We start from the raw sequence: 22,611 nt of genomic DNA on the forward strand, positions 1-22,611 counted from the left end.
AAGCGCGCCTGTTGCGGAGCTGATGCATTTCGGGGCGGACCCGGGCGGGCGCATAGGGTGGGGGGCATGACCATTCAGGCCCAGGCTCCCCAGCACGATCTGCCGGGCAAGCCCACTTCCGTGTCCCGGATCACCCTGTCCCGCATCATGACGGCGGGCGACACCAACCTCCTCGGCACCGTCCACGGCGGCGTGATCATGAAGCTGGTCGACGACGCGGCGGGCGCGGTGGCCGGACGGCACTCGGGCGGGCCGGCGGTCACGGCGTCGATGGACGAGATGGTCTTCCTGGAACCGGTCCGGGTGGGCGACCTGGTCCATGTGAAGGCCCAGGTGAACTGGACGGGCCGGACCTCGATGGAGGTCGGGGTGCGGGTGATGGCCGAGCGCTGGAACGAGTCCACTCCGGCCACCCAGGTCGCCTCGGCCTACCTGGTGTTCACCGCGGTGGACGAGAACGGCAGGCCCCGGCCCGTGCCGCCGGTGATCCCCGAGACCGAGCGGGACGAGCGCCGCCGGCAGGAGGCCCAGATCCGGCGCACCCACCGGCTCGCCCGCCGCCGGGCGATCAAGGAGCTGCGCGACCGGCGCGCGGCGGAGGGCATGCTCGACGACTAGACGCGGCCGGGGCCGGACGGGACGCGTCAGGGGCAGACGACCTCGTCCCCCGTGACCGCCGGAGCGCTCTTCTCCCGCTTCCCCGCGCTCTCCCGCGGCTCCGGGACGTCGGGGCGCAGCCGCACCCGCAGCACCTCCAGGGGGTCGGCGCCGACCGTGACCCTCATCACCGGTCCCTGGCCCGCGGCCTTCTCCAGCCGGGCGCCGGGCAGGGCGGCGGCCAGGGCCCGGGCCGAGCGGTCCCACTCGGGGTCGTAGCGGATGACGGTGCGGCGCACGTCCTGACGGTCGGCGGGACGCGGGGTGCCGGTGGTGTCGAAGCCGGTGGCGCGCAGTTCCCGGTCCAGCCACGCGCCGAGGTTGGCGACGGCGGTGCCGTTCTCCACCTGGACGCGGACCGTCTTCGGGTCCACCCCGACCGGCAGGGGCTCGGGCTCCCGGGACGTCCCCTCCCGTCCGGCCCTCCCGCCGGGACCCTCCGGGTTCTTGGCGCTCGCCGTCCTCGCACCCGCCAGGGGGCGGTCCTGGCGGAGCGCGGCGAACAGCCTCTCCGCCCCCTCCCGGTCCCAGACCACCGTCGAGCCGACGCCCGGCACGTTGTGGTCGGGGTCGGCCACCGGCACCGAGGCGAACTCCGACGAGGCGGACGTGAAACCGCGCATGGCCCGGCCGAGGGCGATCATCTCGCCGGCGCCGAACTCCGGGTCGGCGCGCACCGAGCCGAGCAGGGCGGAGGCGATCCGGCCGATCCGGGCGGGGTTCGTCAGCACCCCGCTGCGGGTGGCCTCGTCGATGGCGGCGGCCAGGAAGCGCTGCTGGCGTCTGATGCGGCCGAGGTCGCCGTCGGGGTCGATGTACCGGGCGCGCACGTACTGCAGCGCCTGACCGCCGTTCAGCCGGGTGGTGCCGGCCGGCAGGTCCAGGCCGCTGCGGCTGTCGCTCAGCGGCCGTGTGGTGCACACCGGCACCCCGCCGAGGGCGTCGACGGTGCGCATGAAGCTGGTGAAGCCCACCTCCAGGTAGTGGTCGATGCGCACGCCCGTCATCTCCTCGACGGTGCGCACGGTCAGGCCCGGCCCGCCGATCGAGTAGGCGGCGTTGATCTTCCCGGTGCGGCCCGTGCGGCGTTCCCCGGTGACCGGGTCGGTGTGCTCGGGGAACTCGACGTAGGAGTCGCGGGGGATGCTCACCACGCTGGCCCGGTCCCGGTCGGCGGAGAGGTGCACGAGCATGATCGTGTCGGTGCAGTTGCAGGGGGTGCCGCCGAGGGAGTACCGCCGCTTCTCCTCCTCGGTGACGGTGCTGCGGTCGTCGGTCCCGACGACCAGGAAGTTGGTGCCGTCGCCGGCCGCGGGCCGGTGGCTGAGCCCGCGGAAGGGGTCCACCCGCTCCAGCCGGGTGTCCAGCCGGCTGACCACCGCCTGACCGATGCCGCCCGCCAGCAGCACCATCGCGGAGACGGCCGTGGCCGCCCGCATACCCCAGCGGGACGAGAAGCTCCGCCTGGACCGGGGACGGGCATGACGGCCGCGCTGACGGAACCGTGCGGGCATCGGGGAACCACCTCCGTGGCGGCGGGGGCCGGGAAGGGGCCAACATAGGTCCATACGATCTACGGACCGCGACCACACGCCGTCCGGGATCCGCGGTCCACCCGGCTGCCGTGCAGGGTGCTCACCCGTTCGCGGTACCGTGGCCCGGTGACGTCTCCAGCCGAATCCCCCTCCCCGGCCGCGGCGCCGCCCGCGGTGTCCGTGATCATGCCGGTGCTCAACGAGGAGCGGTACCTGCGCAGCTCCGTACGGCACATCCTGGAGCAGGAGTACGCCGGTGAGCTGGAGGTCGTGATCGCCCTCGGGCCCTCGGAGGACCGCACCGACGAGGTCGCCGCGGAACTGGTCCGCGAGGACCCGCGGGTGCGCACGGTCCCCAACCCCACCGGCCGCACCCCCGCGGGGCTCAACGCCGCCATCGCCGCCTCCCGCCATCCGATCGTGGTGCGGGTGGACGGGCACGGGATGCTCTCGCCGGACTACATCGCCACCGCCGTGCGGCTGCTGGAGGAGACCGGCGCGGCCAACGTCGGCGGCATCATGCACGCCGAGGGCGAGAACGACTGGGAGAAGGCGGTGGCCGCCGCCATGACCTCGCGCATCGGCGTCGGCAACGCGGCGTTCCACACCGGCGGCGAGGCCGGCGAGGCCGAGACCGTCTACCTGGGCGTCTTCCGCCGCGAGGTGCTGGAGCGGCTGGGCGGCTACAACGAGGAGTTCATCCGGGCGCAGGACTGGGAGCTGAACTACCGCATCCGCCAGGACGGCGGGCTGATCTGGTTCTCGCCGGAACTGCTGGTCTCCTACCGGCCGCGTCCCAGCGTGCGCGCCCTGGCCAGGCAGTACCGCGACTACGGCCGCTGGCGGCACGTGGTGGCCCGCTACCACTCCGGTTCGATCAACCTGCGCTACCTGGCGCCGCCCGCGGCCGTGGTGGCCATCGCGGCGGGCCTGGTGACGGGCGCGCTGGTCACCCCGTGGGGCCTGGTCGTCCCGGCGGGCTACCTCGCGGCGATCACCGCGGGATCGGTCCCGGCGGGCAGGGGGCTGCCGCTGAGGGCGCGGGTGAGGATCCCGCTCGCCCTGGCCACCATGCACATGTCGTGGGGCTGGGGCTTCCTCACCAGCCCGCGGAAGCTGGCGGAGAAGGTGAAGGCCAGCCGCCGGGGGCCGGTGGCCGCGGCGCGGGCCGACGCGTAGCGGCGGAGGAACCCGGCGGACAGGTGGCCCGGACGCGCGCTCCGCGCGTCCGGGCCACCTGCGCTACCAGGTGAAGGCGGGGTTGACGTGCATGCAGGCCCCGGTGTCGCCGCCGCTGAGGGCGCGGGCGGAGGCGGGCACCCCGCCGTCGTCCTTCCCGGCCCGGGGGTAGAGCGTCCCCGTGCGCCAGTCCGCGCCGACGATCAGGGTGATCCCGGTGACCTCGTCCGACTTCCGCAGCGCGTCTGCGGGCAGGCCGAGCGCGTCCGCGACCGCCCGGGCGTCGCCTTCGAGGCCGGCGTCCGGGTAGCGGATCACGGTCTTCTCCCGCGGGCTGGGCGCCGGGTCGGACGCGGCCCGGGTGAAGCCCTTCGAGACGAGTGTCGCGGCGACGGCGGACGCGCGGCCGGACACCGGCCCCCGGGCGTCGTGCCCGGTCCCGTTCCGGACGACGACGCCGATCTCCGACTTCTCGGCCGCGGGATCCGCCGGCTTCGCCTTCCCGGTCCCGCCGCCGCCCTTCCCGTCCTTGCGGCCCTTGCCGCCGCCCTTGCCGTCGAGCGGGACGTCGTCCCGGACCATGGCGAACAGCTTCTCGGCGTCACCCGGTTTCGGCTCCACCCGGCCCCGGTGGGTCTGCGACCAGACCCACGGCATGGTCGTCATGGTGATGCGCGACGGGGGGACCTTCTTGAGCTCGTTCCCCAGGTCCAGCAGTTTCCCGATACTGCCCAGCCCCTGGTCGACGACCAGCGCGTCGGTCGCGGCCTCGGCCAGCCGCCGCAGTTTGTCCGGGTTGGACAGCCGGGCGTTCTTGCGGAGCTGGCGGACCATCGAGTTCATGTACATGTGCTGCGCGCGGGTACGGCCGAGGTCGCTGTTGTCCTCGAACCCGTAGCGCGTGCGGAGCCACTGCAGGGCCTGCTCGCCCTGGACGTGGTGGGTGCCCTTCGTCAGCTTGAGCCCGGAGCCCTTGCCGTCGTGGGTGCGGGAGTGGATGTTCGCGTCCACGCAGACGGGGACGCCGCCGACGGCGTCGGCCATGGAGACCACACCCGCGAAGTCGATCATCATGAAGTGGTCGATCGGGATGCCGGTCAGCTCGTACCAGGTGGCCACCGTGCAGCCGGGCCCGCCGCGTCCGAGGCTCTCGTTGGTCATCGTCGGCGTGGTGTCGGCCGGGTACACCGTGCCGTCGTCCGGGTCCGTGCACCTGGGGATCCTCAGCATGGTGTCGCGCGGCATGCTGATCGCCGAGATGTTGCTGCGGTCGGCCGACAGGTGCAGCAGCATCTGGACGTCCGCCAGGGGCTCGGAGCCCCGGGAGTCCCTGGCGCCGCCGAGGCGCAGGTTCTCCTCGGAGTTCCGGCTGTCGGAACCGATGAGGAGGATGTTCAGCGGGCGCTGGCCCGCCGCGTTCGGCGCGGACGAGCCCATCTCCCTGTCGCCGAGGTTGAGGGGGTCCTTGTCGATCCTGCCGTTGAGGTGCTCGTAGTAGAGGTAGCCGGCGCCCGCGGTGCCGAGGACGAGCACGGAGAGGCCGAGCGCCGCCCAGCGGAGCACCCGCACGCGGCGGCGCGGCCGGCGCGCGCGGCGGGAAGCCCCGGGCCGCCGGCCGTCCCGGGGCCCGGGCACCGCGCCGCGGCCACCGTCACCGCCGCTCCCGGAGCCCTCCCCGTCGCTCTCTCCGGTCCTGTCGCGGTGGCCGTCGTTCCGGCCGAGATCCCCGGCACCGGGGGAGCGCCTCCCGCGCGCCCCCTCCCCCCGTACGGTGCTGTGCCCCAAAGGGCCCTCCCCTGTCGTCGGCCCGGGCCGGGATGCGGCACACGGGCGTCATCCGGCGCATATCTTCTTGTCGGCCTCCACCTTCGGGAGGTCCTCCGGAACCTTCGTCGGAGCGGCGATGGGGATTCCGGCCCCCTTGAAGTCGGAGCCCAGCGTCAGGGTCATCGGTTCGAGCGGCTCGGCGTCCTCGGTGCCCTGCTTCAGGGCGGAGGCGGGCAGCCCCATGATGTCCGCGAGCTTGCGGGCCTGGTCGGCCTGGTTGGGCGCGAACTCCAGGGTCGTCCTGGCAATCTTCTCGGGCGCGTTGCCGCCGTTGCTGGACTTCAGCACGCCCTGGGAGTTCTGCAGCCAGGTGAGCGTGGTCTGCGCGGCGCCGGCGACCTCCCCGCCGTTGAGGACCTCGACCCGTACGTCGGACGCCTCGGCGCGGTCGCCCTTGAGCAGCGCCTCCTGCTCCTTCTTGGCCTTGTCCTTGGCCGCCTTCTCCTTCTTCTCCACCTCGGTGAGGGAGACGTCGTTCTGCAGCATCGCGAACAGCGGCCGCGCCTTGGCCTCGTTGAGGACGACCGTGGCCTTGACCCTTTCCGCGGGGTTGTCCTCCACCGGCAGGGTGACGAAGGAGATGTTCTTGGTGTCGATCCCGCTGATCTCCTGGCCGAGTTGGGTCAGCTTCTTGATGGTGCCTATGCCGGTGTCCACCGTCAGCGCCTTGGTGGCGGCCTCCGCGAGGTCCCACAGCTTGCCCGGGTCGGTGAGGGTGTCGTTGGACTTGAGCTTGCGGATCATCGAACTCAGGAACTGCTGCTGGACCTTGATGCGGTCCAGGTCGCTCTTGTTCCCGAAGCTGCTCCGGGTGCGGACGAAGGCCAGGGCGTCCTCGCCCATGATGGTGCTCTCGCCCGCGGGCAGGTCCAGCTTGGACTTGGGGTCCTTGACGGGCTTCTCCAGGCAGACGTCGACGCCGTCGATCGCGGTGGTCAGCGTCTTGACGGCGTTGAAGTCGGCCATCATGAAGTGGTGGACGTCCAGGCCCGTCAGCTCCTTGACGGTGCGCATGGCGCAGCCCGGGTCACGGCCCTCCTGCCCGAGGCTGTTGTTGAACCGGGTGCCCGGCGTGCCCGGGATGATCCTGGTGGAGCCGTCCGGCTGCTTGGTGGGGCAGTCGGGGATGTCGGTGATCAGGTCCCGGGGGATGCTCAGGACGGTCGCGTTGCTGCGGTCCTCGGAGACGTGGAAGAGGAACGTGGTGTCGGCGTGTCCGCCGCTGCCCTTGTCCCCGTAGCCCTCGTTGCCCTTGCCGGTGCGCTTGTCGGTGCCGATCAGCAGGATGTTGATCGGTCCGCCCTCGCCGAAACCGCCGCCGCCCGTGTCACCGACGTCGACGGTGCTGATGTTGCCGTTGAAGTGCTGGTAGGCGAAGTAGGCGGCGGCCGAGGTGCCGACGAGCAGGAAGGCCGTCGCGCCGCCGGTCCACATCAGCGCCTTCTTCTTGCGGGAGTTCTTCGGCCTGGGCTTGCGCCGGCTGCCCTGCTTGCCGGCCGCCGGGGCGTCGTCCCCGGCCGGGCCGGCGTCGGCCGCCGCGCGCCTGCGGCGCTGCCGGGGCACCTCGCCGCGGGGGGACGCCGATCCGCGGTTCGCCGTCCGGGAGGCCCCGGACCGGGCGCCGCCGGCGCGGGAGCCGGGGACGCGGGGAGCCGGGGAGCCGGACGGGGCGGAAGGGGGGGAATCGGAGGGCGGGGCCGGAGCGGAGGCTGTTCGCGCTTCGGAGGAAGGCAGTCGCAGTCTGTAGTCACCGGTGTCCGGGTCGAACACCCACTGGTCTGCGGGGTCGATGTCACCCGCCCGCCCACGGCTTTGCGCGTCCACGGTCGCCTGAATCCTCCGTCGGTGCCACGCAGCGCCCGTCCTCAGGGTGTCAAGGCGCTTGGTCAGTCATCGTGCGGTGCGCAGCGGCCTGGGCGAGCGCACCGGGTTGCTCACACTATCTGGGACAGTCCAGTGCGGAGCACCCCTGTCGGCAAGTTCTCTTCTTCGCCAAAGGGGCATTTCCTGCTATTTTTCGGGGCCTGCCGGTGTGCTGTTTCTCTCGGTGGCTCCCGATGCCCCTCGATGTTCTTCGGGCTCTCCCGGGCCCGCCCCGGCGCGTGCTTCATCCGGCTCGTCCACAGAGACTTCCGGCCGCGGACGCCCGCGCACCGGACGACGGCGAGGCGGTCGGCCCGGGTGTTCCGGTTCCGGCGTCCGGCGTCGCGAACCCGGCCCTGGACACTCCGGTCCCGCTCTCCGTGGGGGAGGGGGAGCCCGGGGCGGTGGTCCCCGGACCGGTGGTCTCCGCGTCCGGGCCCTGCGACGCCGTGGCCTCCGAGGACGGCTCCGGCACCGGCTCGTCGTTGCGCAGCGCCGTGAACAGGCGGTCGGCGTCCGGCTGCACCAGCTCGTCGCGGTTGGGATCGTAGGTGTACGGCTGCCGCGGCGCGGTCATGAACCGCACCCGGTCCGCCGGGATGCCCCGCACGCTGTCCGCCAGGTCGTAGAGCTCGGCGAGGGAGTCCAGGCCCGGGTCGGCGGTGAGCGAGGACGTCACCGCGTCCAGCACCGAGTAGAGCCTGCCCGGATCGGTCAGGATGCCCTCGTCGTGCACCTTGCGCACCAGCAGGGAGAGGAACTCCTGCTGACGGGCCATCCGCTGGGTGTCGCTGCCGTCGCCGATGCCCTTGCGGGTGCGGACGTAGCCGAGCGCCTGCTCGCCGTCGAGCGTCTGGGGACCGGCGTCCAGGCTGAGCTGGGCGTCGGGGTCGTCCACCGGTTCGGCCAGGCACACCTCGACGCCGCCGACCGCGTCCACCAGCTTGGTGAAGCCGGCGAAGTCCACCACCACGTGGTGGTCCACGCGGATGCCGGTGAGCTTCTCGACGGTGCGGATCGTGCAGCCCGCGCCGCCGAACTGGAAGGCCCAGTTGAACTGGGCGAACCGCGCCCCGGTGGTGGTGCCGTCCGGCCGCTCGCACTCGGGTATCTCGACCATCAGGTCGCGCGGTATCGACACCCCGGTGGCACTGGAGCGGTCGGCGGACAGGTGGAGCAGGATCGTGGTGTCCGAGCGCTGGGTCCCGTTGTCGCGGCCGTACTTGCCGTTGTCGCCGCCGCGGTCGTCGGAGCCGATGAGGAGGATGTTCTCCGCCTCGCGCACGACGGGCTCCGGGCGTTCGCTCTCGAAGCGCCGCAACTGGTTGACGGTCTCGACATCCGTACGGATGTTGCCGTCGAGTCTGCTGTAGAGGGCCCAGACCGCTCCGGCCGCTCCGAGCACGACGACGGAGGCGCCCAGCGCCGTCCAGCGCAGCCAGCGGCGACGGGGGCGGAGCGGGAGGTCGGCCGGGCGCGCACCCTCTGGTTCGGTCACGTCTGCGTTCATCCCTCGCACGGTCGGCGGCGTGTACGCGCACAGGCGTGCGGTCGCCGGTCTCCTGTACAGACACCCGAAAGGCGCGCGGGGTTGTACGGACGGCGCGGAAAAATCGCCGGGGCGGCGACCGGCCGTCCGGCGCCGCCCCGCACCCGGGCGCTCCGGCGCGGGTCGGTGCCGGACGGGCCCCCTCCCGGCCGGGTCAGCCGGCGACGTGGGTGACGCGCTCGCTCTTCCTCCGCGCCTCCAGCGCCGAGGCGTCCAGCCGCTCGGAGTGGCGGCACAGCACGACCGAGCCGCCGGCGGCCAGGGGTGCGAACAGCCCGGCCGACACCCCCTCCCAGGAGTCGTACGGCAGCACCGACAGCAGCCGCGAGCCGGGGCCGAGCCCGCGGGCGGCGGCGTCGGCGCGGGCGCGTTCGACGATCTGCGCGCCGGTCAGTTCCTCGCCGCCGACCGTCAGAGCGGGCGCGTCCGGGTCGGCGGGGGAGTACGGGGTGAAGTGGTCGCCCTGGCCGGGCACCTCGACCGCGTAGTCCAGGAAGCCGTCCGGCGCCTGGGGGAAGCGGGCCCCCAGGGGGCGCAGGCTGAGCGCGACGCGCTCGCCGGTGCAGGCGCGGGCCCGGTCGAGGGTGTCCGGGCCGCTGACGACGAGGTCGGCGCCCGAGACGGCGGCGGGCCCGGCGGTCAGGTCGGCGACGACCGAGGTGGCGGAGCAGGCGAGCAGCCAGACCGCGGTCTGCCAGTGGGCGGGCAGCAGCAGGGCGAGGCGGTCGCCGGGCTCGGCGGACAGGTCGTCCTGGAGGAGGTTGGACGTCTTCGCCACCCAATTGGCGAGGGTGGCGACGGAGAGTTCGACGCGCTCGCCGGTGGCGTCGTCGTAGAAGGTCACCAGCGGGCGGGCGGCGTCCGCGGCCAGCGCGGATCGCAGCAGGTCGGCGGGGGTGCGGTCGGTGGTGTTCATCGGCGCCAGGGTACGCGGGCCGCCCGCCGGGGCGGATCGGCGCCGGCGGGCGGCGGGGATGTCCGGTCGTCACGGTCGGTCACTCTTCCGTTCGACAGTGTTACCGATTCTGCCCACTATCGGATTTATGCGTGCATTCATTGCATCCTCGATCGGCGTTGCCTGCGCTGCCGCCGCGGCGCTCCCGCTGGTCCTGCCCACCGGAGTGGCGGCCGGCGCCTCCGCGGCCACCGCGTCCGCCCCCGTCCCCGTGACCTCCTCCCGGCTGCCGGGCAGCACCCAGTCACTGCCGCTCGTACCGCTCACCCAACCCGGCGCGACCCCCGCCCCCGGCCCGTCCGGCCCGCCCGACGAGGGCGTGTCCCTGGGCCTCCCGGCGCGCGAGGTGGAACCCTTCTCGCTGCTCGGCGTGGTCTGGAACGACCCGGAGGAAGAGCTGCACGGCCGGGTCCAGGTGCGCACCAGAGCCGCCGGCACCGGCGCCTGGTCCTCCTGGCAGGACCTGGAGACCCACGCCGACCTCCCCGACCCCGACTCGGACGAACGCGGAGGCGGCGCGCTGCGCGGGGCCACGGCCCCGCTGTGGGTGGGCGACTCCGACGGCGTGCAGGTCCGCGTCCTGCCGGAGGAGTCCGCCGACTCCGGCAGGACGGCGGAACTGCCCGAGGGGCTCCGCCTGGACCTGGTCAACCCCGGCGAGGACCCCGCCGACGACCTCACCCCCCAGGCCCGCGCCAGCAGCGAGGCGAACGCCGGACTCGCCCCGGTCGGCTCCCACGAGATCCCCGCCCTGGACCGGGAGGCGTCCCAGGCCGACCTGTCGGAGACGGGCACCGGGCAGAACCCGGAGCAGGCGGAGGAGGCGGAGCAGGCCGGGCAACCCGCGGAGCCCGCCCCGGACGTCACCCCGAGCACCCTCCCGGCCGACGTCCCGGACACCCTCCCGGCCGGTGAACTGAACGCCGCCACCCTCGCGCCCATCGGCCCGCGCCCGTCCATCGTCACCCGCCGGGGCTGGGGAGCCGACGAGAGCATCCGCGGCTCGTTCCTCTACACCAGCACCGTCAAGGCCGCCTTCGTCCACCACACGGCGGGGAGCAACAGCTACTCCTGCTCCGAAGCGCCCGCCATCATCCGGGGCATCTACCGCTACCACGTCAAGAGCAACGGCTGGCGGGACGTCGGCTACAACTTCTTCGTCGACAAGTGCGGAAAGATCTACGAGGGCCGCGCCGGAGGCGTGGCCAAGCCGGTGATGGGCGCCCACACCTACGGCTTCAACGCCAACAGCACCGGCATCGCCGTCCTCGGCACGTACAACAGCACCAACCCCTCCGGCGCCGCGGTCAACGCCGTCTCCCGCCTGGTCGCGTGGAAGCTCGGCCTGCACGGCGTCAACCCCAAGGGCACCGCGGTCCTGACCTCCGGCGGCGGCAAGTACGCCAAGGGCACCAAGGTCAGGTTCAACACCGTCTCCGGGCACCGGGACGGCTACGTCACCGGCTGCCCCGGCGACCGGCTCTACGCGAAGCTGGGCACCATCCGCAACAACGCGGCCCGTCTGCAGGGCAGGTAGCCCGCCGGCCCCCGCTCCCGGCCCGGGGCCCCGCCCCCGGACCCCCGGCCGCGCCGGCGGACGGGCCTACACTGGCCCGGCCGCCGGCGCGACGCCGGCGGGCGACCGGGAACAGCCAGGGAGCGGGGAGGACCGGTGACGGAAGAACCGGCGACGGAAGACGCCCCCTCCGCCGGGACCGGGGGCATCCGGCCGTGACGGGCGCGGTGTCCACCCGCCGCTGGGCCCCGCCGGAGCCCTGGGGACCGCACGACCTGCACCGCAACCTGCGGGTGCTCCAGCGCGGCGCGTACGACCCCGCCCAGCGGGCGGTCGGCGGCGCGGTCTGGCGGGCCACCCGGACCCCGTGCGGACCGGCCACCCTGTGCGTCGAGCCCGACGCGGGCGCGGGCAAGGTGGTGGCACGGGCGTGGGGGCCGGGCGCCGAGTGGGCGCTCGACGGCCTTCCGTCCCTCCTCGGCGCCGACGACGACCCCTCGGCCTTCGTCCCCCGCCACCGGCTCGTCGCCCTGGCGCACCGCCGCCTCCCCGGACTGCGGCTGGTCCGCACCGGGCTGGTGCTGGAGTCGCTGATCCCCTCGGTCCTGGAGCAGAAGGTCACCACCGAGGAGGCGTACCGCGCCTGGCGGCGGCTGCTGCGCCGCTACGGCGAACCCGCGCCGGGACCGGCCGGGACGTCCTCCGGGCCGGTTCCCGAGCCGATGCGCGTGATGCCCGAGCCCCGCACCTGGGCGCTGATCCCCTCCTGGGAGTGGCACCGGGCGGGCGTGGACCACAAGCGCTCCTCGACCGTCCTCCGCGCCGTCGCCCGCGCCCGCCGCATGGAGGAGGCGGCGGGCATGGACCCGGCGGCGGCCGCGGCCCGGCTGACGGCGATCCCCGGCATCGGGCCGTGGACGGCGGCCGAGACGCTCCAGCGCGTCCTCGGGGCCGCGGACGCGGTGTCGGTCGGGGACCTCCACCTGCCCGGACAGGTGGTCTACGCCCTCACCGGCGAGCGGGACGGCGACGACGAGCGGATGCTGGAACTGCTCGCCCCCTACGCGGGCCAGCGCCACCGCGCCACCCGGCTGATCCTGGCCACGGGACGCACGCCGCCCCGGCGCGCGCCCCGCTTCCCGCGCGTCGACATCGCACGCCTGTGAACCCGGGGCGTGCGGCCGGACGTCCGGCCGCACGCCCCGGGCGGGCCCCGGAGGCCGGCCCCCTCAGCGGACGACGGTGAAGTCGTCCGCCGCCCGCGGGGGACGGGGCCTGGGCGGGGACGCCGCCCGGCCGATGGCCACCGCGCCCATCGGGTCCCAGTCGGCGGGCAGGTCCAGCACCTCCCGCACCACGTCGCGGCAGAACATCGTCGAGGACACCCACGCCGATCCCAGGCCCTCGCCGGCCAGGGCGACCAGGAAGTTCTGCACGCCCGCCCCGGCCGCGACCACGAACATCTCCCGCTCGGCGGCCGACCGCCGCGCGTCCGGGTAGGCGTGCGCCCCCTCGGCCACCAGGCACGGCACCGCCAGGTACGGCGCGTTGCGCAGCACGTCGCCGCGGCGGATCCGCCTGGCGATGCTCTCCTCGCTCTTCCCGTCCCGGCGCAGGTCGGCCACCCACGCGTCGCGCATGGCGTCCAGCAGGCGGATGCGCGCCTCCCCGGACTCCAGCAGGACGAAGCGCCACGGCGTGGTGTGGTGCGGAGCCGGGGCCGTGACCGCGGCGGCCACCGCCCGCCGCACGGCCGCGCCGTCCACCGGCTCGCCGGTGAACTCCCGGACGGTGCGCCGCAGCGTCACCGCCTCCCGGACGGCCTCCGAGGTGCCCAGGCGGAACATGTCGTTCGCCGCGTCGCGGACCAGCGCGCGGGCGCCGGCCTCCTCCGCGCCGTCCTCCCCGCCGTCGCCGTCCCCGGACACCACGTGCTGGGGCAGGCCCCGGACCACCGCGACCGGCAGCCCGTCGGCCTTGCCCTTCACCAGCTCGCCGGCTCCGGCCAGTTCGTCGCCCACCGCCGTGACCGTCACGCCCAGCGGATTGCCGTACATGTCGGTGCCGCCGCGCAGGTCCTGGAGCACCCGCACCCCGGCGGCGCCGATCGCCACGTCGGTCTGGCCCTCGCGCCACGGCCGGCCGAAGGTGTCGGTCACCACGACGCCGACCTCGACGCCCAGCGCCCCGCGCAGGCCGTCGCGGATGCGGCGCGCGGAGGCGTCCGGGTCCTCGGGCAGCAACAGCACCGTCCCGGCGGGGGTGTTGGAGGCGTCGACCCCGGCCGCGGCCATCACGAAGCCGTGCCGGCTCTCCACGATCCGCGCCGGGCCTCGCCGGGCCACCACCCGCACGGTCTCGGATTCGATGGCGGCCTCGCGGTCGGCGGCCTCCACCACCCGCCCCTCGGCCTTGCTGACGATCTTCGAGGTGACCACCACCACGTCCCCGTGCGCCAGTCCGGGCAGGCCGGGCGCGGTGGCCGCGTCGGCGATGAGCTTCACCAGGTCGTCGCCGGGCCGTACTTCGGGGATGCCGGGCAGCGCCCAGACGCGGTACTCCGGAACCTTCGCCGGGCCATTCACCCGCGCACCTCCTCGGCGAGCGCCAGCGCCTCGCCGGCCATCCGGGCGGCGGCGTCGACGTCGGTCATCAGCAGCGGCACGGCACGGCAGCGGATGCCCGCCGCCTCGACCTCGGGCACGGCGTCCGCGTCCACGGTGTCCACCAGCCAGCCGTCCAGCAGGCCCGAACCGTAGTGCGCGGCCACGGCCGCGGCCGTGGCCTCCACGCCGACGGCGGCCAGCACCTTGTCGGCCATCCCGCGCACCGGGGAGCCCCCGACGATGGGGGACAGGCCCACCACCGGCACTCCGGCGTCGGCGATCGCCTCGCGGATGCCGGGCACGGCGAGGATCGTGCCGATGCTGACCACCGGGTTGGACGGCGGGAAGAGGATGACGTCGGCCCGGGCGACGGCGTCCAGCACGCCCGGCGCCGGCTTGGCCTGCTCGGCGCCGACGGGCACCACCGCCTGCGCGGGCGGGGCCGCCCTCAGCCGCACCCAGTACTCCTGGAAGTGCACGGCCTTGCGGCCGCCGTCCTCCGTCTCGATCACCACATGGGTCTCGACCCGGTCGTCGGTCATCGGCAGCAGCCGGACGCCCGGCTTCCAGCGCGCGCACAGCGCCTCGGTGACGGCGCTGAGGGGATAGCCCGCGCCGATCATCTGCGTACGGACGATGTGGGTGGCGAAGTCCCGGTCGCCCAGGCCGAACCAGTCCGGCCCGACGCCGTACGCCGCCAGTTCCTCCTTCACCGTGAAGGTCTCGTCGGCGCGGCCCCAGCCCTGCTCCTCGTGGATGCCTCCCCCGAGGGTGTACATCACCGTGTCGAGATCCGGGCAGACCTTGAGGCCGAAGAGGTGGATGTCGTCACCTGTGTTGCCGACGACCGTGATCTCGGCGTCGGGCACGGCCTTCTTCAGTCCACGCAGGAAGCGGGCACCACCGATGCCCCCGGCCAGAACCACAATGCGCTGCATGCCCAACAGTCTCTCAGCCGGAGGCTGTCCTCCGGGGGTGGAGGTCGGGTGACGGGCGGGGCTCTCGGCCGGAGGCTGTCCTCCGGGGGTGGAGGTCGGGTGGCGGGCGGGATCTGCCCGGGAGCCGTCAGCCGGGGGACGGCGCCCGGTGCGCGGAGGTGTCCGGGTGCGCGGGGGTGCACGAAAGGGCGTGCGGTGGGTGCATCGGCATCTCGGTGAGGCCGGGGAAGTAGACGTGGAGGCTGACCGCCGGTTCGAGCGTGTCGTTGACGACCTCGTGCGCGTAGCCGGGTGCGAAGACCCGCTGCGCGCCTGAGCCGAGAGCGCGGACCCTGCCCGCGCTCCGCTCGGTCAGCTCGCCGTCGAGGACGGTGAGCACCCCGGAGGAGGGGCCGTGGTCGTGGTGGCCGCTGCCCTGGCCGGGCAGCCAGCTCAGCAGCCAGACCTCGTAGCCGGGGCCGGTGCGCAGCCGGTGGTACCAGCGGGTGGTGGCGTCGTAGCGGACGAGCGGGGTCCATGCGGCGCGGTCGGCCGCGATCGTCCGGGCCAGGCCGGCGAACCCGGCGACGGTGGAGGGGTGGGCGGGGACGGGCGGCAGGAGGTGCGGGATGGCGAGCGGGTCGCCGGCGATCTCGACGTCGCTGTTCACGTTCGGGGGTCCTCTGGAGCGAAGGCAGAGCAGGGGGAGCGGGAGGGAACCCGGCGCGGCCGGGCGGTGGGGAGGAGGCGGGGAAGCGGAGGGGAGGCGGGGCCTCGGTGCTTCGACGGACGCCTCAGCGACAGCAACAGCGACAGGAGACCTGGGCAGCGCGAAGGGCCCCGCGGCGGCGGGCCGGATCGAACGCGCGAATCGCTGGCATGACATCAAGAAGAACGGGTACTCCGTCCCGCTGTCAACCGGATGGCCCGTTTGGCGGGTGTCCTTCACCACATCCGGTCGCAGGGGCAGCTGAAAGGTTTATGCGGGCCGGAGGCGGACACGTGGCGCAACATCCGCACAGACGAACGCCGTTGCGGAGATGTGATCCAACTGTGATCGACTTCTCTTCGGCAGGGGGAGGGCAACGCGGTCGGCGCCGCTCGCGTCCTTCCGGGCAGGGAGGAAGGAGTGAGCGAGATGTCCGATCTGCGTGTCATAGTTTGTAGTGATTTAAACACATGATGTAGGGCCTTGGTTCCGCAGAGTGAATAACGGGCCCAATAGCAGATCCCGGCTTGACTCGGGTGGATGCACACACTTGTAATTTCACTCGTGTCGTTCGGCCGGGATCGATAACGACGGCATCACGGGGACATAAAGACAGACGAGGGGCGCACGGATGGTCGAGCTGTTCGAACAACTGCTGGTCGACGAGGCGGACGAGGAGCTCGGCTGGCAGGAGCGCGCGTTGTGCGCCCAGACCGACCCCGAGTCCTTCTTCCCCGAGAAGGGCGGTTCGACGAGGGAGGCCAAGAAGGTCTGCCTCGCGTGCGAGGTCCGCTCCGAGTGCCTGGAGTACGCCCTCGCCAACGACGAGCGCTTCGGCATCTGGGGCGGCCTGTCCGAGCGTGAGCGCCGCCGGCTGAAGAAGGCGGCCGTCTGACGGTCCGCCGGCCTCTTTGCCGCCGGGCCGCCGGCGCCGACCGCCCGCCCGGCCGACCGGCTTCCGAACCCTGACGAACCGGCACGCATCGCCGCACACTTCCCACAGCCTCCGGTCCGCCCCCCGCACCGCGCGGGGGGCGGACCGCTTTTCCGAGACCGGTCCCGCCCTCGAACAGCGGGACCCCGAACGGCGGGTCGCGCCCAGCCATTACTGTGGGGGCCATCCACGACGCGGCCGCCCGTGCGGCCCCGCGTCCGGCTCAGTCCACAGCCAGTCCGACGCAGCAGCCTTCCGGGGGGCGACCCCCGGACCCCGGCCGGAGGGCCCCTACCCCGATGTCCGTGCACAGCCACCCGGCGGCCCAGTACGAGGCGGCCACAGCAGCGTTCGCTTCCCCCCAGCCAGGGGCGTCCGGTTCCGACCGGCCACCGGAGTTCCCGCGGCACGTCGTCACGGCCGTGCTCGTCGCGCACGACGGCGAGCGCTGGCTGCCCGACGCGCTGGCCGGACTCATGGGACAGGAGCGGCCGGTGCAGAACGTCGTCGCCGCCGACACCGGCAGCGCCGACGACTCCGCCCGGCTGCTCACCGAGGCCCTCGGCCCCGACCGGGTCCTGCACCTCGCCCGCCGCACCGGGTTCGGCGCGGCGGTCGAGGAGGCGGTCCGCACCGCGCCCGTCCTGGGCCCCGGCGAACTGCCGTACCTCAGGCGGCCCAGCGGCTGGGACCCGGTCACCCGGACCTGGCGCGACGACGCCTACGACATGCCCGAACTGCCCCACGGCGAGCCCGTCCAGTGGCTGTGGCTGCTGCACGACGACTGCGCGCCCGAACCGGACGCCCTCGCCGAACTGCTGCGGGTCGCCGACTCCAGCCCCTCGGCCGCCGTCGTCGGCCCCAAGCTGCGCAGCTGGTACAACCGCCGCCAGCTGCTGGAGGTCGGCGTCTCCATCGCCAACAGCGGGCGCCGCTGGACCGGGCTGGACCGGCGCGAGCAGGACCAGGGCCAGTACGACCAGGTGCGGCAGGTGCTGTCCGTCTCCACGGCCGGGATGCTCATACGCCGCGACGTCTTCGAGGAGCTCGGCGGCTTCGACCGGCGCCTGCCCCTGATGCGCGACGACGTGGACCTGTGCTGGCGGGCCCAGGCCGCCGGCCACCGCGTGCTCGTCGCGCCGGACGCCGTCCTCCGGCACGCCGAGGCCGCCGCCCGGGAACGGCGGCCCATCGACTGCGTGGGGCGCTCGGTCGCCGGCCCCCACCGGGTGGACAAGGCGGGCGCGGTCTACACCCTGCTCGTCAACGCCCCCGGCAAGCTGCTGCCCTGGGTCCTGCTGAGGCTGGTGCTGGGCACCCTCCTGCGGATGCTGGCCTATCTGGTCGGCAAGGTGCCCGGGCAGGCGCTCGACGAGTTCACCGGGCTGATCGGCGTCCTGCTGCGCCCCGGCCTCGTCCTCGCCGCCCGGCGCAGACGCGGCAGAGCCGTCGTGAGCCACTCCGACATGCGCCCCCTCTTCCCGCCGCCCGGTGCGACGGTGAGGGCCACCGTCGAGCAGGTCGCGAGCAACTTCGCCGGACGCTCCGACCCCGACCTCTCCTCCGGAGGGCGGCACGGCGCCGTCGAGACCGGCCCCGGGGACGAGGACGCGGACTTCCTGGAGGTCGAGCAGTTCGCCCGGCTGAAGCGGATCGCCCGCAAACCGGCACCCGTGCTCTTCGCCGTCCTCCTCCTCGCCTCCCTCGTGGCCTGCCGCAACCTGCTGGGCGGCGGCGCCCTGGCGGGCGGCGCGCTGCTGCCCGCGCCCGGCGACGTCGGCGACCTGTGGGCCCGCCACCTGGAGTCCTGGCAGCCGGTCGGCGTCGGCGGCACCGGGTGGGCGCCGCCGTACCTGGCGATCCTCGCCACCCTCTCCACCCTCTTCCTCGGCAGCACCGGATTCACCCTCACCCTGCTGCTGGTGTGCTCGGTGCCGCTGGCCGGGCTCACCGCCTACTTCGCCTCCCGGCCGCTGGTCTCCTCCCGGCTGCTGCGCGCCTGGGGCAGCGTCGCCTACGCCTTCCTCCCCGCCGTCACCGGAGCCCTGGCGGGCGGCCGGCTCGGCACCGCCGTCCTCGCCGTCACCCTGCCCCTGATGGCCCGCGCGGCGGTCGCCGCCTCGGGCCTGAGTCGGACCGGCGACAAGCCGGGATGGCGCGCCGTGTGGGCGTGCGCTCTGCTGCTCGCCCTCACCACCGCCTTCACCCCCGTGATCTGGCCGGTCGCCGCCGTGCTCACGCTGGCCGTCGTGGGTCTGCGGGCGCGGCAGGGCGCCCACGCGGCGGCCTACGCGGTCCGCGGCGCCGTGCTGCTGGCGGTCCCGCTGGCACTGCTCGCGCCGTGGTCCCTGAGGCTGCTCACCAGCCCCTCGGCCTTCCTGGACGAGGCGGGGCTGCCGTACGGCGAGGGCACCGCCTCCGCCACCGGGCTGCTGATGCTCGACCCCGGCGGACCGGGGACCCTGGGCGGCCCGCTGTTCGCCGGCGTGGTGCTGGCCGCGCTCGCCGCGCTGCTGCGCTCCGAGCGGCGGACGGCGATCCTCGCCGCCTGGTCCGCCGCCCTGACCGGCCTGGTCTTCGCCGTCCTCGCGGGCGGCTCCGGCTGGGCCGGTCCGGCCACCCTCGTCTACGGACTGGCGCTGCTGGCCGCCGCCGCGGTCGGCGCCGAGGGCGCGTACGGCCGGGTCGCCGCGCAGAGCTTCGGCTGGCGTCAGCCGGTCGCCGCGCTCATCGCCGCCGCGGCCGTCGCGGCGCCGCTGGTGTCCGCCGCCGCCTGGATGGCGGCCGGAGCGGACGGGCCGCTGTCACGGCGCAGCCCGGTGCAGGTGCCGGCGTTCGTCGCGGAGGAGAGCGGCACCCGCGACCGGCCGCGCACCCTCGTCCTCGACGGCGAGAGCGCCGGCCCGGACACCGTCTCCGGCGGGGCGTCCCGGGTCTCCTACACCCTCGTCCGGGGCTCCGGCGCCCGCCTGGGCGACGGCGATCTGACCCGCGGGACCGGCGGCGACGAGCGGCTGGGCGAGGTCGTCGGCAACCTGGTCGCGGGCTCCGGCGCAGACCAGGCCGGCCAGCTCGGCGGCTACGCCGTCCGCTACGTCCTGGTGCGCGACGGCGCCCCCCGGGAGATCGCCCGGGTGCTGGACTCCACGCCGGGCCTGACCCGGCTGAGCCAGCAGGACGGCGGCGCGCTGTGGCGGGTGGACGACCAGGTCGCCCGGATCACCGTCGTCCCCGGGAAGCCGGGGGAGGACGCGCGCGACGGCGAGGCGGCCGAGCCGGTGACCGTCGCGGCCGGCCCGGTCGAGGCCCACGCCGAGGTCCCCGCCGGCCCCGCCGGCCGGGTGCTGCGGATCGCCGACGCGGCCGACCCGGGCTGGAGGGCGACGCTCGACGGGCGCGCGCTGAAGCCGGTCACCGTGGACGGCTGGGCGCAGGGCTTCGAACTGCCCGCCGGGGGCGGCCGGCTGGACCTGGTCCACGAGACCTCCGCGGCACACACCGGATGGGTGTGGGCGCAGGGCTTCCTGGCGCTGGTCGTGCTGGTCATGGCGCTGCCGGGGCGGCGCCGCGAGGTCGACGACGACCTGCCGGAGGCCGAGACCGCGCCGGCCCCGGGAATCGAGGGCGAGGGCCGGCGGGCGCGCAGGCTGCGGGCGGCCCAGGAGGCCGCCGGCGGTCCGCCGCCGCCCGCGCCCGCACCGGAGGAGGCGGAGCCGGAGCAGGCGCCCCGGCCCGAGCCCGTGCCCCAGGACGCGTACGCGCCCCCGCAGGGCCACGGGGCCTGGGACGGGCAGGAGTACGCGGGCCAGGCCGGCGGCTACGGCCAGGACGGACAGCCCCAGGTCCAGCCCCAGGTCCAGCCCTCCCGGCAGGCCTACGGCGGCTACGAGGGTCACGACGGCCACGACGGCTACGAGGGCCACGACGGCTACGAGGGCCACGACGGGTACGGCGGCTACCACGGTCAGGGCGGCTACACCCAGGACTACGGCTCCCAGGGCTACGGCCCGCAGGACTACGGCGCCCAGGGCTACGGCTCCCAGGGCTATGGCCCGCAGGACCACGGGGCCCGGGACGGCGGGGGCCACGCCGGGGACGCCTACGGCCCCCAGGACGGCACCCAGGACGGCACCACGTACGGCGACAGGAGCGAGCGTCCATGAACCGCACCGCCTACTCCCTGATCGGCGCGGCCACCGCGCTGGCCGCCATCACCGGTCTCGCCTCGCTGACCGTCCCGCCCGGCGAGCCCCCGGCGGCTCCCGCGGCGGCCCGGCTCCCGGTGGAGCGCTCCACCCTGGTGTGCCCCCAGCCGACCTCCTCGGAGATCGGCGAGACCACGTACACCGCCTTCACCCCCGAGGGCGCCGCCGAGCGCGAGTCCGCGGGAAAGGGCACGGCCGGACTGCTGCCCGCCGCCAGCACCCTGGAGGGCGGCGGGCAGGACGGCGGCAAGGGAGCGAGGAAGGCCGAGCCGGTCGCCCCGCTGAAGGAGCCCGGCACACCGGTCGTCGCCGAGACCGAGCGCACCGGGTCCCCGGCGCTCACCGGCTCGGCCGACGGCCGCCTCGCCCCCGGCTGGACGGTCCAGCAGACCACCCTCGTCACCGCGGGCACCGGCCGAGGTCTGCTGGGCCTGTCGTGCACCGCTCCCGACACCGAGTTCTGGTTCCCCGGCGCGAGCACCGCCAAGGACCGCCACGACTACATCCACCTCACCAACCCCGACGACAGCCCGGCCGTCGTCGACCTGGAGCTGTACGGCAAGGACGGCTCGGTGAGGACCGACAGCGGGGAGGGCATCAACGTCCCCGCCCGCTCCACGGTCCCCGTGCTGCTCTCCACGCTCTCCCGGGAGCCGGTGACCAACGTGGTCGTGCACGTCGTGGCGCGCAGCGGCCGGATCGGCGCCCAGGTGCAGTCCCTCGACGACGAGCTCGGCGGCGACTGGATCCAGGCCTCCGCGGAGTCCCGTGACGGGCTGGTGCTGCCCGGCATCCCGGCCGACGCCACCGGGGTGCGCCTGGTCCTCTTCGCGCCCGGCGAGGAGGACGCCGACCTGACGGTGCGGCTGGCGACCCCCACCGGCACGATCACCCCGGCCGGCCAGGAGACCCTGCACGTCAAGAGCGGGACGACCGTCGCCGTCGACCTCGGGGAGGTCACCCGGGGCGAGCCGGGCTCGCTGGTGCTGAGCCCGGCCGAGGAGGGCCGGGGAGCGCCGGTGGTGGCGGCCGCGCGGGTGCTGCGCGGCAAGGGCGCCCGGCAGGAGACGGCGTTCGTCCCCGCCACCGCGCCGGTCCGGGAGCGCGCGTCCGCGGCCGGAAGCGACGCCGGGGCGAAGGGCGGGGACGCGGGAACGGTGCTGTCCCTGGCGGCTCCCGGCAAGGCCGCGAGGGTACGGGTGACGGCCTCGGCGGGGAGCGGCGGCGGCAAGCCGGTGAGCAGGACGTACAACCTCAAGGCCGGCACCACGACGGCCGTGGACGACCTGCGGCCGGAGGGCGGCGAGGGACGGTACGCGCTCACGGTCGAGAGGCTCTCGGGCGGGGCGGTGTACGCGGCGCGGACGCTGGGGCTGACGGAGGACGGCATCCCGATGTTCACCGTGCAGACGCTCCCGGACGACCGGGGCACGGTGGCGGTGCCGGCGGCGGAGCAGGACCTGTCCGTCCTGCTCGACTGAGTCCCGGCCGGGCTCCGGCGGGGACGGGACCGGCCCGGGGAGGCTCCCCCGGGCCGTCAGTCCTGCCCGTACCGCGGGTCGATCGACTCCGGAGCCAGCCCGAGGAGTCCGGCGACCTGCTCCACGACGACCTCGTGGACGAGCAGCGCCCGGTCGTCGCGGGTCTTGGCCCGCAGCTCGATGGGGCGCCGGTAGACGATGACGCGGTCGGGTCTGCCGTCGCGGGCCTGCGCGTACCGGCCGAGCGGCACGCTGTCCGGGCCGTCGTCCCACAGGCCGTCCCAGCCGTCGGCCTCCGGCTGGGCGGGCGGCACGTCCTGCACCACGAACTCGACCCCGGACAGCTGCGGCCACTTCCGCTCCAGCCGGTCCGCGGAGTCGCGCACCAGGTCGTCGAAGGCGTCGGCGCGGCTCATGGCGAGGGGTACCTGGGGAGGTGCGACGGGTCCGCGCATGCCGCGTCCGTGGCGATCCCGGCGACGCGGCCGCGGATCGGGTCGGCGAGGCGGTACGGGATTGTTCATCATCCTGAGAGTAGCCCTCCGGGGGCCGCCGGGGAGCCGCCGTGACACGGTGCCGCACCGCGCGCGGCGGCACACGGGGCGCGCGGACCGGCGGGGACCGCCGAGTGACCGGTTCCGAATTCCACTGCGCGGTTTCGGTCATCTCTTCGATCGA

16 protein-coding genes are annotated in these 22,611 nt (G+C 74.6%); 7 read left to right on the forward strand and 9 right to left on the reverse strand.

The genetic code is table 11. The features are described 5' to 3' along the window. Positions 1-66: 66 nt before the first annotated feature. Positions 67-618, forward strand: coding sequence for an acyl-CoA thioesterase (locus ABD358_RS25160; RefSeq protein WP_344633433.1), 552 nt, complete (start codon positions 67-69; stop codon positions 616-618). 26 nt (positions 619-644) lie between these two features. Here ABD358_RS25160 and ABD358_RS25165 read toward each other — a convergent pair whose 3' ends face one another. Next, positions 645-2,171 carry an LCP family protein gene (locus ABD358_RS25165; protein ID WP_486388657.1) on the reverse strand — a complete coding sequence of 509 codons (1,527 nt, stop codon included), beginning with the start codon at positions 2,169-2,171 and terminating at the stop codon, positions 645-647. 147 nt (positions 2,172-2,318) lie between these two features. Here ABD358_RS25165 and ABD358_RS25170 point away from each other — a divergent pair, with 147 nt between their 5' ends. Further along, positions 2,319-3,371 carry a glycosyltransferase family 2 protein gene (locus tag ABD358_RS25170; RefSeq protein ID WP_344633435.1) on the forward strand — a complete coding sequence of 351 codons (1,053 nt, stop codon included), beginning with the start codon at positions 2,319-2,321 and terminating at the stop codon, positions 3,369-3,371. A gap of 63 nt (positions 3,372-3,434) precedes the next feature. Here ABD358_RS25170 and ABD358_RS25175 read toward each other — a convergent pair whose 3' ends face one another. The 4 genes from ABD358_RS25175 to ABD358_RS25190 form a co-directional block, all read right to left on the reverse strand. Beyond that, on the reverse strand, positions 3,435-5,156 hold the full coding sequence (locus ABD358_RS25175) for an LCP family protein (RefSeq protein ID WP_425576417.1): 1,722 nt from the start codon (positions 5,154-5,156) through the stop codon (positions 3,435-3,437). Positions 5,157-5,204: 48 nt separating this feature from the next. Further along, complete coding sequence (locus tag ABD358_RS25180; RefSeq protein ID WP_344633437.1) at positions 5,205-7,022, reverse strand: LCP family protein; 1,818 nt, start codon at positions 7,020-7,022, stop codon at positions 5,205-5,207. Positions 7,023-7,305: 283 nt separating this feature from the next. Continuing rightward, the gene (locus ABD358_RS25185) at positions 7,306-8,571 is read right to left on the reverse strand and encodes an LCP family protein (protein ID WP_425576418.1); all 1,266 of its coding nucleotides are present in this window, start codon (positions 8,569-8,571) and stop codon (positions 7,306-7,308) included. A 193-nt stretch (positions 8,572-8,764) separates the two neighbouring features. After that, complete coding sequence (locus tag ABD358_RS25190) at positions 8,765-9,526, reverse strand: TIGR03089 family protein (RefSeq protein WP_344633439.1); 762 nt, start codon at positions 9,524-9,526, stop codon at positions 8,765-8,767. A 127-nt stretch (positions 9,527-9,653) separates the two neighbouring features. Here ABD358_RS25190 and ABD358_RS25195 point away from each other — a divergent pair, with 127 nt between their 5' ends. Then, positions 9,654-11,102: a peptidoglycan recognition protein family protein gene (locus tag ABD358_RS25195; protein WP_344633440.1), complete on the forward strand. Its 1,449-nt coding sequence runs from the start codon at positions 9,654-9,656 to the stop codon at positions 11,100-11,102. Positions 11,103-11,296: 194 nt separating this feature from the next. Further along, entirely contained in the window at positions 11,297-12,247 is a 951-nt protein-coding gene (locus ABD358_RS25200; protein WP_425576419.1) for a DNA-3-methyladenine glycosylase family protein, read from the forward strand. Between the two features lie 63 nt (positions 12,248-12,310). On the opposite strand, the gene ABD358_RS25205 is transcribed toward ABD358_RS25200, so the two are convergent. From ABD358_RS25205 to ABD358_RS25215, 3 genes are all read right to left on the reverse strand, one after another. Beyond that, positions 12,311-13,666, reverse strand: coding sequence for a coenzyme F420-0:L-glutamate ligase (locus ABD358_RS25205; RefSeq protein ID WP_344633441.1), 1,356 nt, complete (start codon positions 13,664-13,666; stop codon positions 12,311-12,313). Beyond that, entirely contained in the window at positions 13,663-14,625 is a 963-nt protein-coding gene (gene cofD, locus ABD358_RS25210) for a 2-phospho-L-lactate transferase (protein WP_344633442.1), read from the reverse strand. Before cofD ends, ABD358_RS25205 begins: the two co-directional genes overlap by 4 nt. Before the next feature lie 127 nt (positions 14,626-14,752). Further along, complete coding sequence (locus ABD358_RS25215) at positions 14,753-15,274, reverse strand: cysteine dioxygenase (RefSeq protein WP_344633443.1); 522 nt, start codon at positions 15,272-15,274, stop codon at positions 14,753-14,755. Positions 15,275-15,944: 670 nt separating this feature from the next. Between ABD358_RS25215 and ABD358_RS25220 the strand changes: the two genes are divergently transcribed. The 3 genes from ABD358_RS25220 to ABD358_RS25230 all read left to right on the forward strand — a co-directional run bounded on the left by ABD358_RS25220 (position 15,945) and on the right by ABD358_RS25230 (position 21,933). Continuing rightward, positions 15,945-16,208 (forward strand): WhiB family transcriptional regulator, encoded by a 264-nt coding sequence (locus ABD358_RS25220; protein ID WP_344633444.1) that lies wholly within the window; start codon positions 15,945-15,947, stop codon positions 16,206-16,208. A gap of 338 nt (positions 16,209-16,546) precedes the next feature. Next, positions 16,547-20,410, forward strand: coding sequence for a glycosyltransferase family 2 protein (locus ABD358_RS25225; RefSeq protein ID WP_344633445.1), 3,864 nt, complete (start codon positions 16,547-16,549; stop codon positions 20,408-20,410). Beyond that, positions 20,407-21,933, forward strand: a complete 1,527-nt coding sequence (locus ABD358_RS25230; protein WP_344633446.1) for a DUF5719 family protein — start codon at positions 20,407-20,409, stop codon at positions 21,931-21,933. Before ABD358_RS25225 ends, ABD358_RS25230 begins: the two co-directional genes overlap by 4 nt. A gap of 56 nt (positions 21,934-21,989) precedes the next feature. Here the strand turns inward: ABD358_RS25230 and ABD358_RS25235 are convergent, their stop codons facing one another. After that, entirely contained in the window at positions 21,990-22,457 is a 468-nt protein-coding gene (locus ABD358_RS25235; protein ID WP_344633447.1) for a metallopeptidase family protein, read from the reverse strand. Positions 22,458-22,611: the final 154 nt, after the last annotated feature.

The sequence above is a fragment of the Streptomyces glaucosporus genome, from assembly GCF_039533345.1.
GTDB lineage: Bacteria > Actinomycetota > Actinomycetes > Streptomycetales > Streptomycetaceae > Streptomyces > Streptomyces glaucosporus.

Bases quoted from the DNA above. Each gene is read 5' to 3' on its own strand.
- cofD (WP_344633442.1), bottom strand. From the start codon at position 14,625: ATGCAGCGCATTGTGGTTCTGGCCGGGGGCATCGGTGGTGCCCGCTTC.
- ABD358_RS25185 (WP_425576418.1), bottom strand. From the start codon at position 8,571: ATGAACGCAGACGTGACCGAACCAGAGGGTGCGCGCCCGGCCGACCTC.
- ABD358_RS25165 (WP_486388657.1), bottom strand. From the start codon at position 2,171: ATGCCCGCACGGTTCCGTCAGCGCGGCCGTCATGCCCGTCCCCGGTCC.
- ABD358_RS25220 (WP_344633444.1), top strand. From the start codon at position 15,945: ATGGTCGAGCTGTTCGAACAACTGCTGGTCGACGAGGCGGACGAGGAG.
- ABD358_RS25235 (WP_344633447.1), bottom strand. From the start codon at position 22,457: ATGAACAATCCCGTACCGCCTCGCCGACCCGATCCGCGGCCGCGTCGC.
- ABD358_RS25230 (WP_344633446.1), top strand. From the start codon at position 20,407: ATGAACCGCACCGCCTACTCCCTGATCGGCGCGGCCACCGCGCTGGCC.
- ABD358_RS25225 (WP_344633445.1), top strand. From the start codon at position 16,547: ATGTCCGTGCACAGCCACCCGGCGGCCCAGTACGAGGCGGCCACAGCA.
- ABD358_RS25195 (WP_344633440.1), top strand. From the start codon at position 9,654: ATGCGTGCATTCATTGCATCCTCGATCGGCGTTGCCTGCGCTGCCGCC.
- ABD358_RS25190 (WP_344633439.1), bottom strand. From the start codon at position 9,526: ATGAACACCACCGACCGCACCCCCGCCGACCTGCTGCGATCCGCGCTG.
- ABD358_RS25160 (WP_344633433.1), top strand. From the start codon at position 67: ATGACCATTCAGGCCCAGGCTCCCCAGCACGATCTGCCGGGCAAGCCC.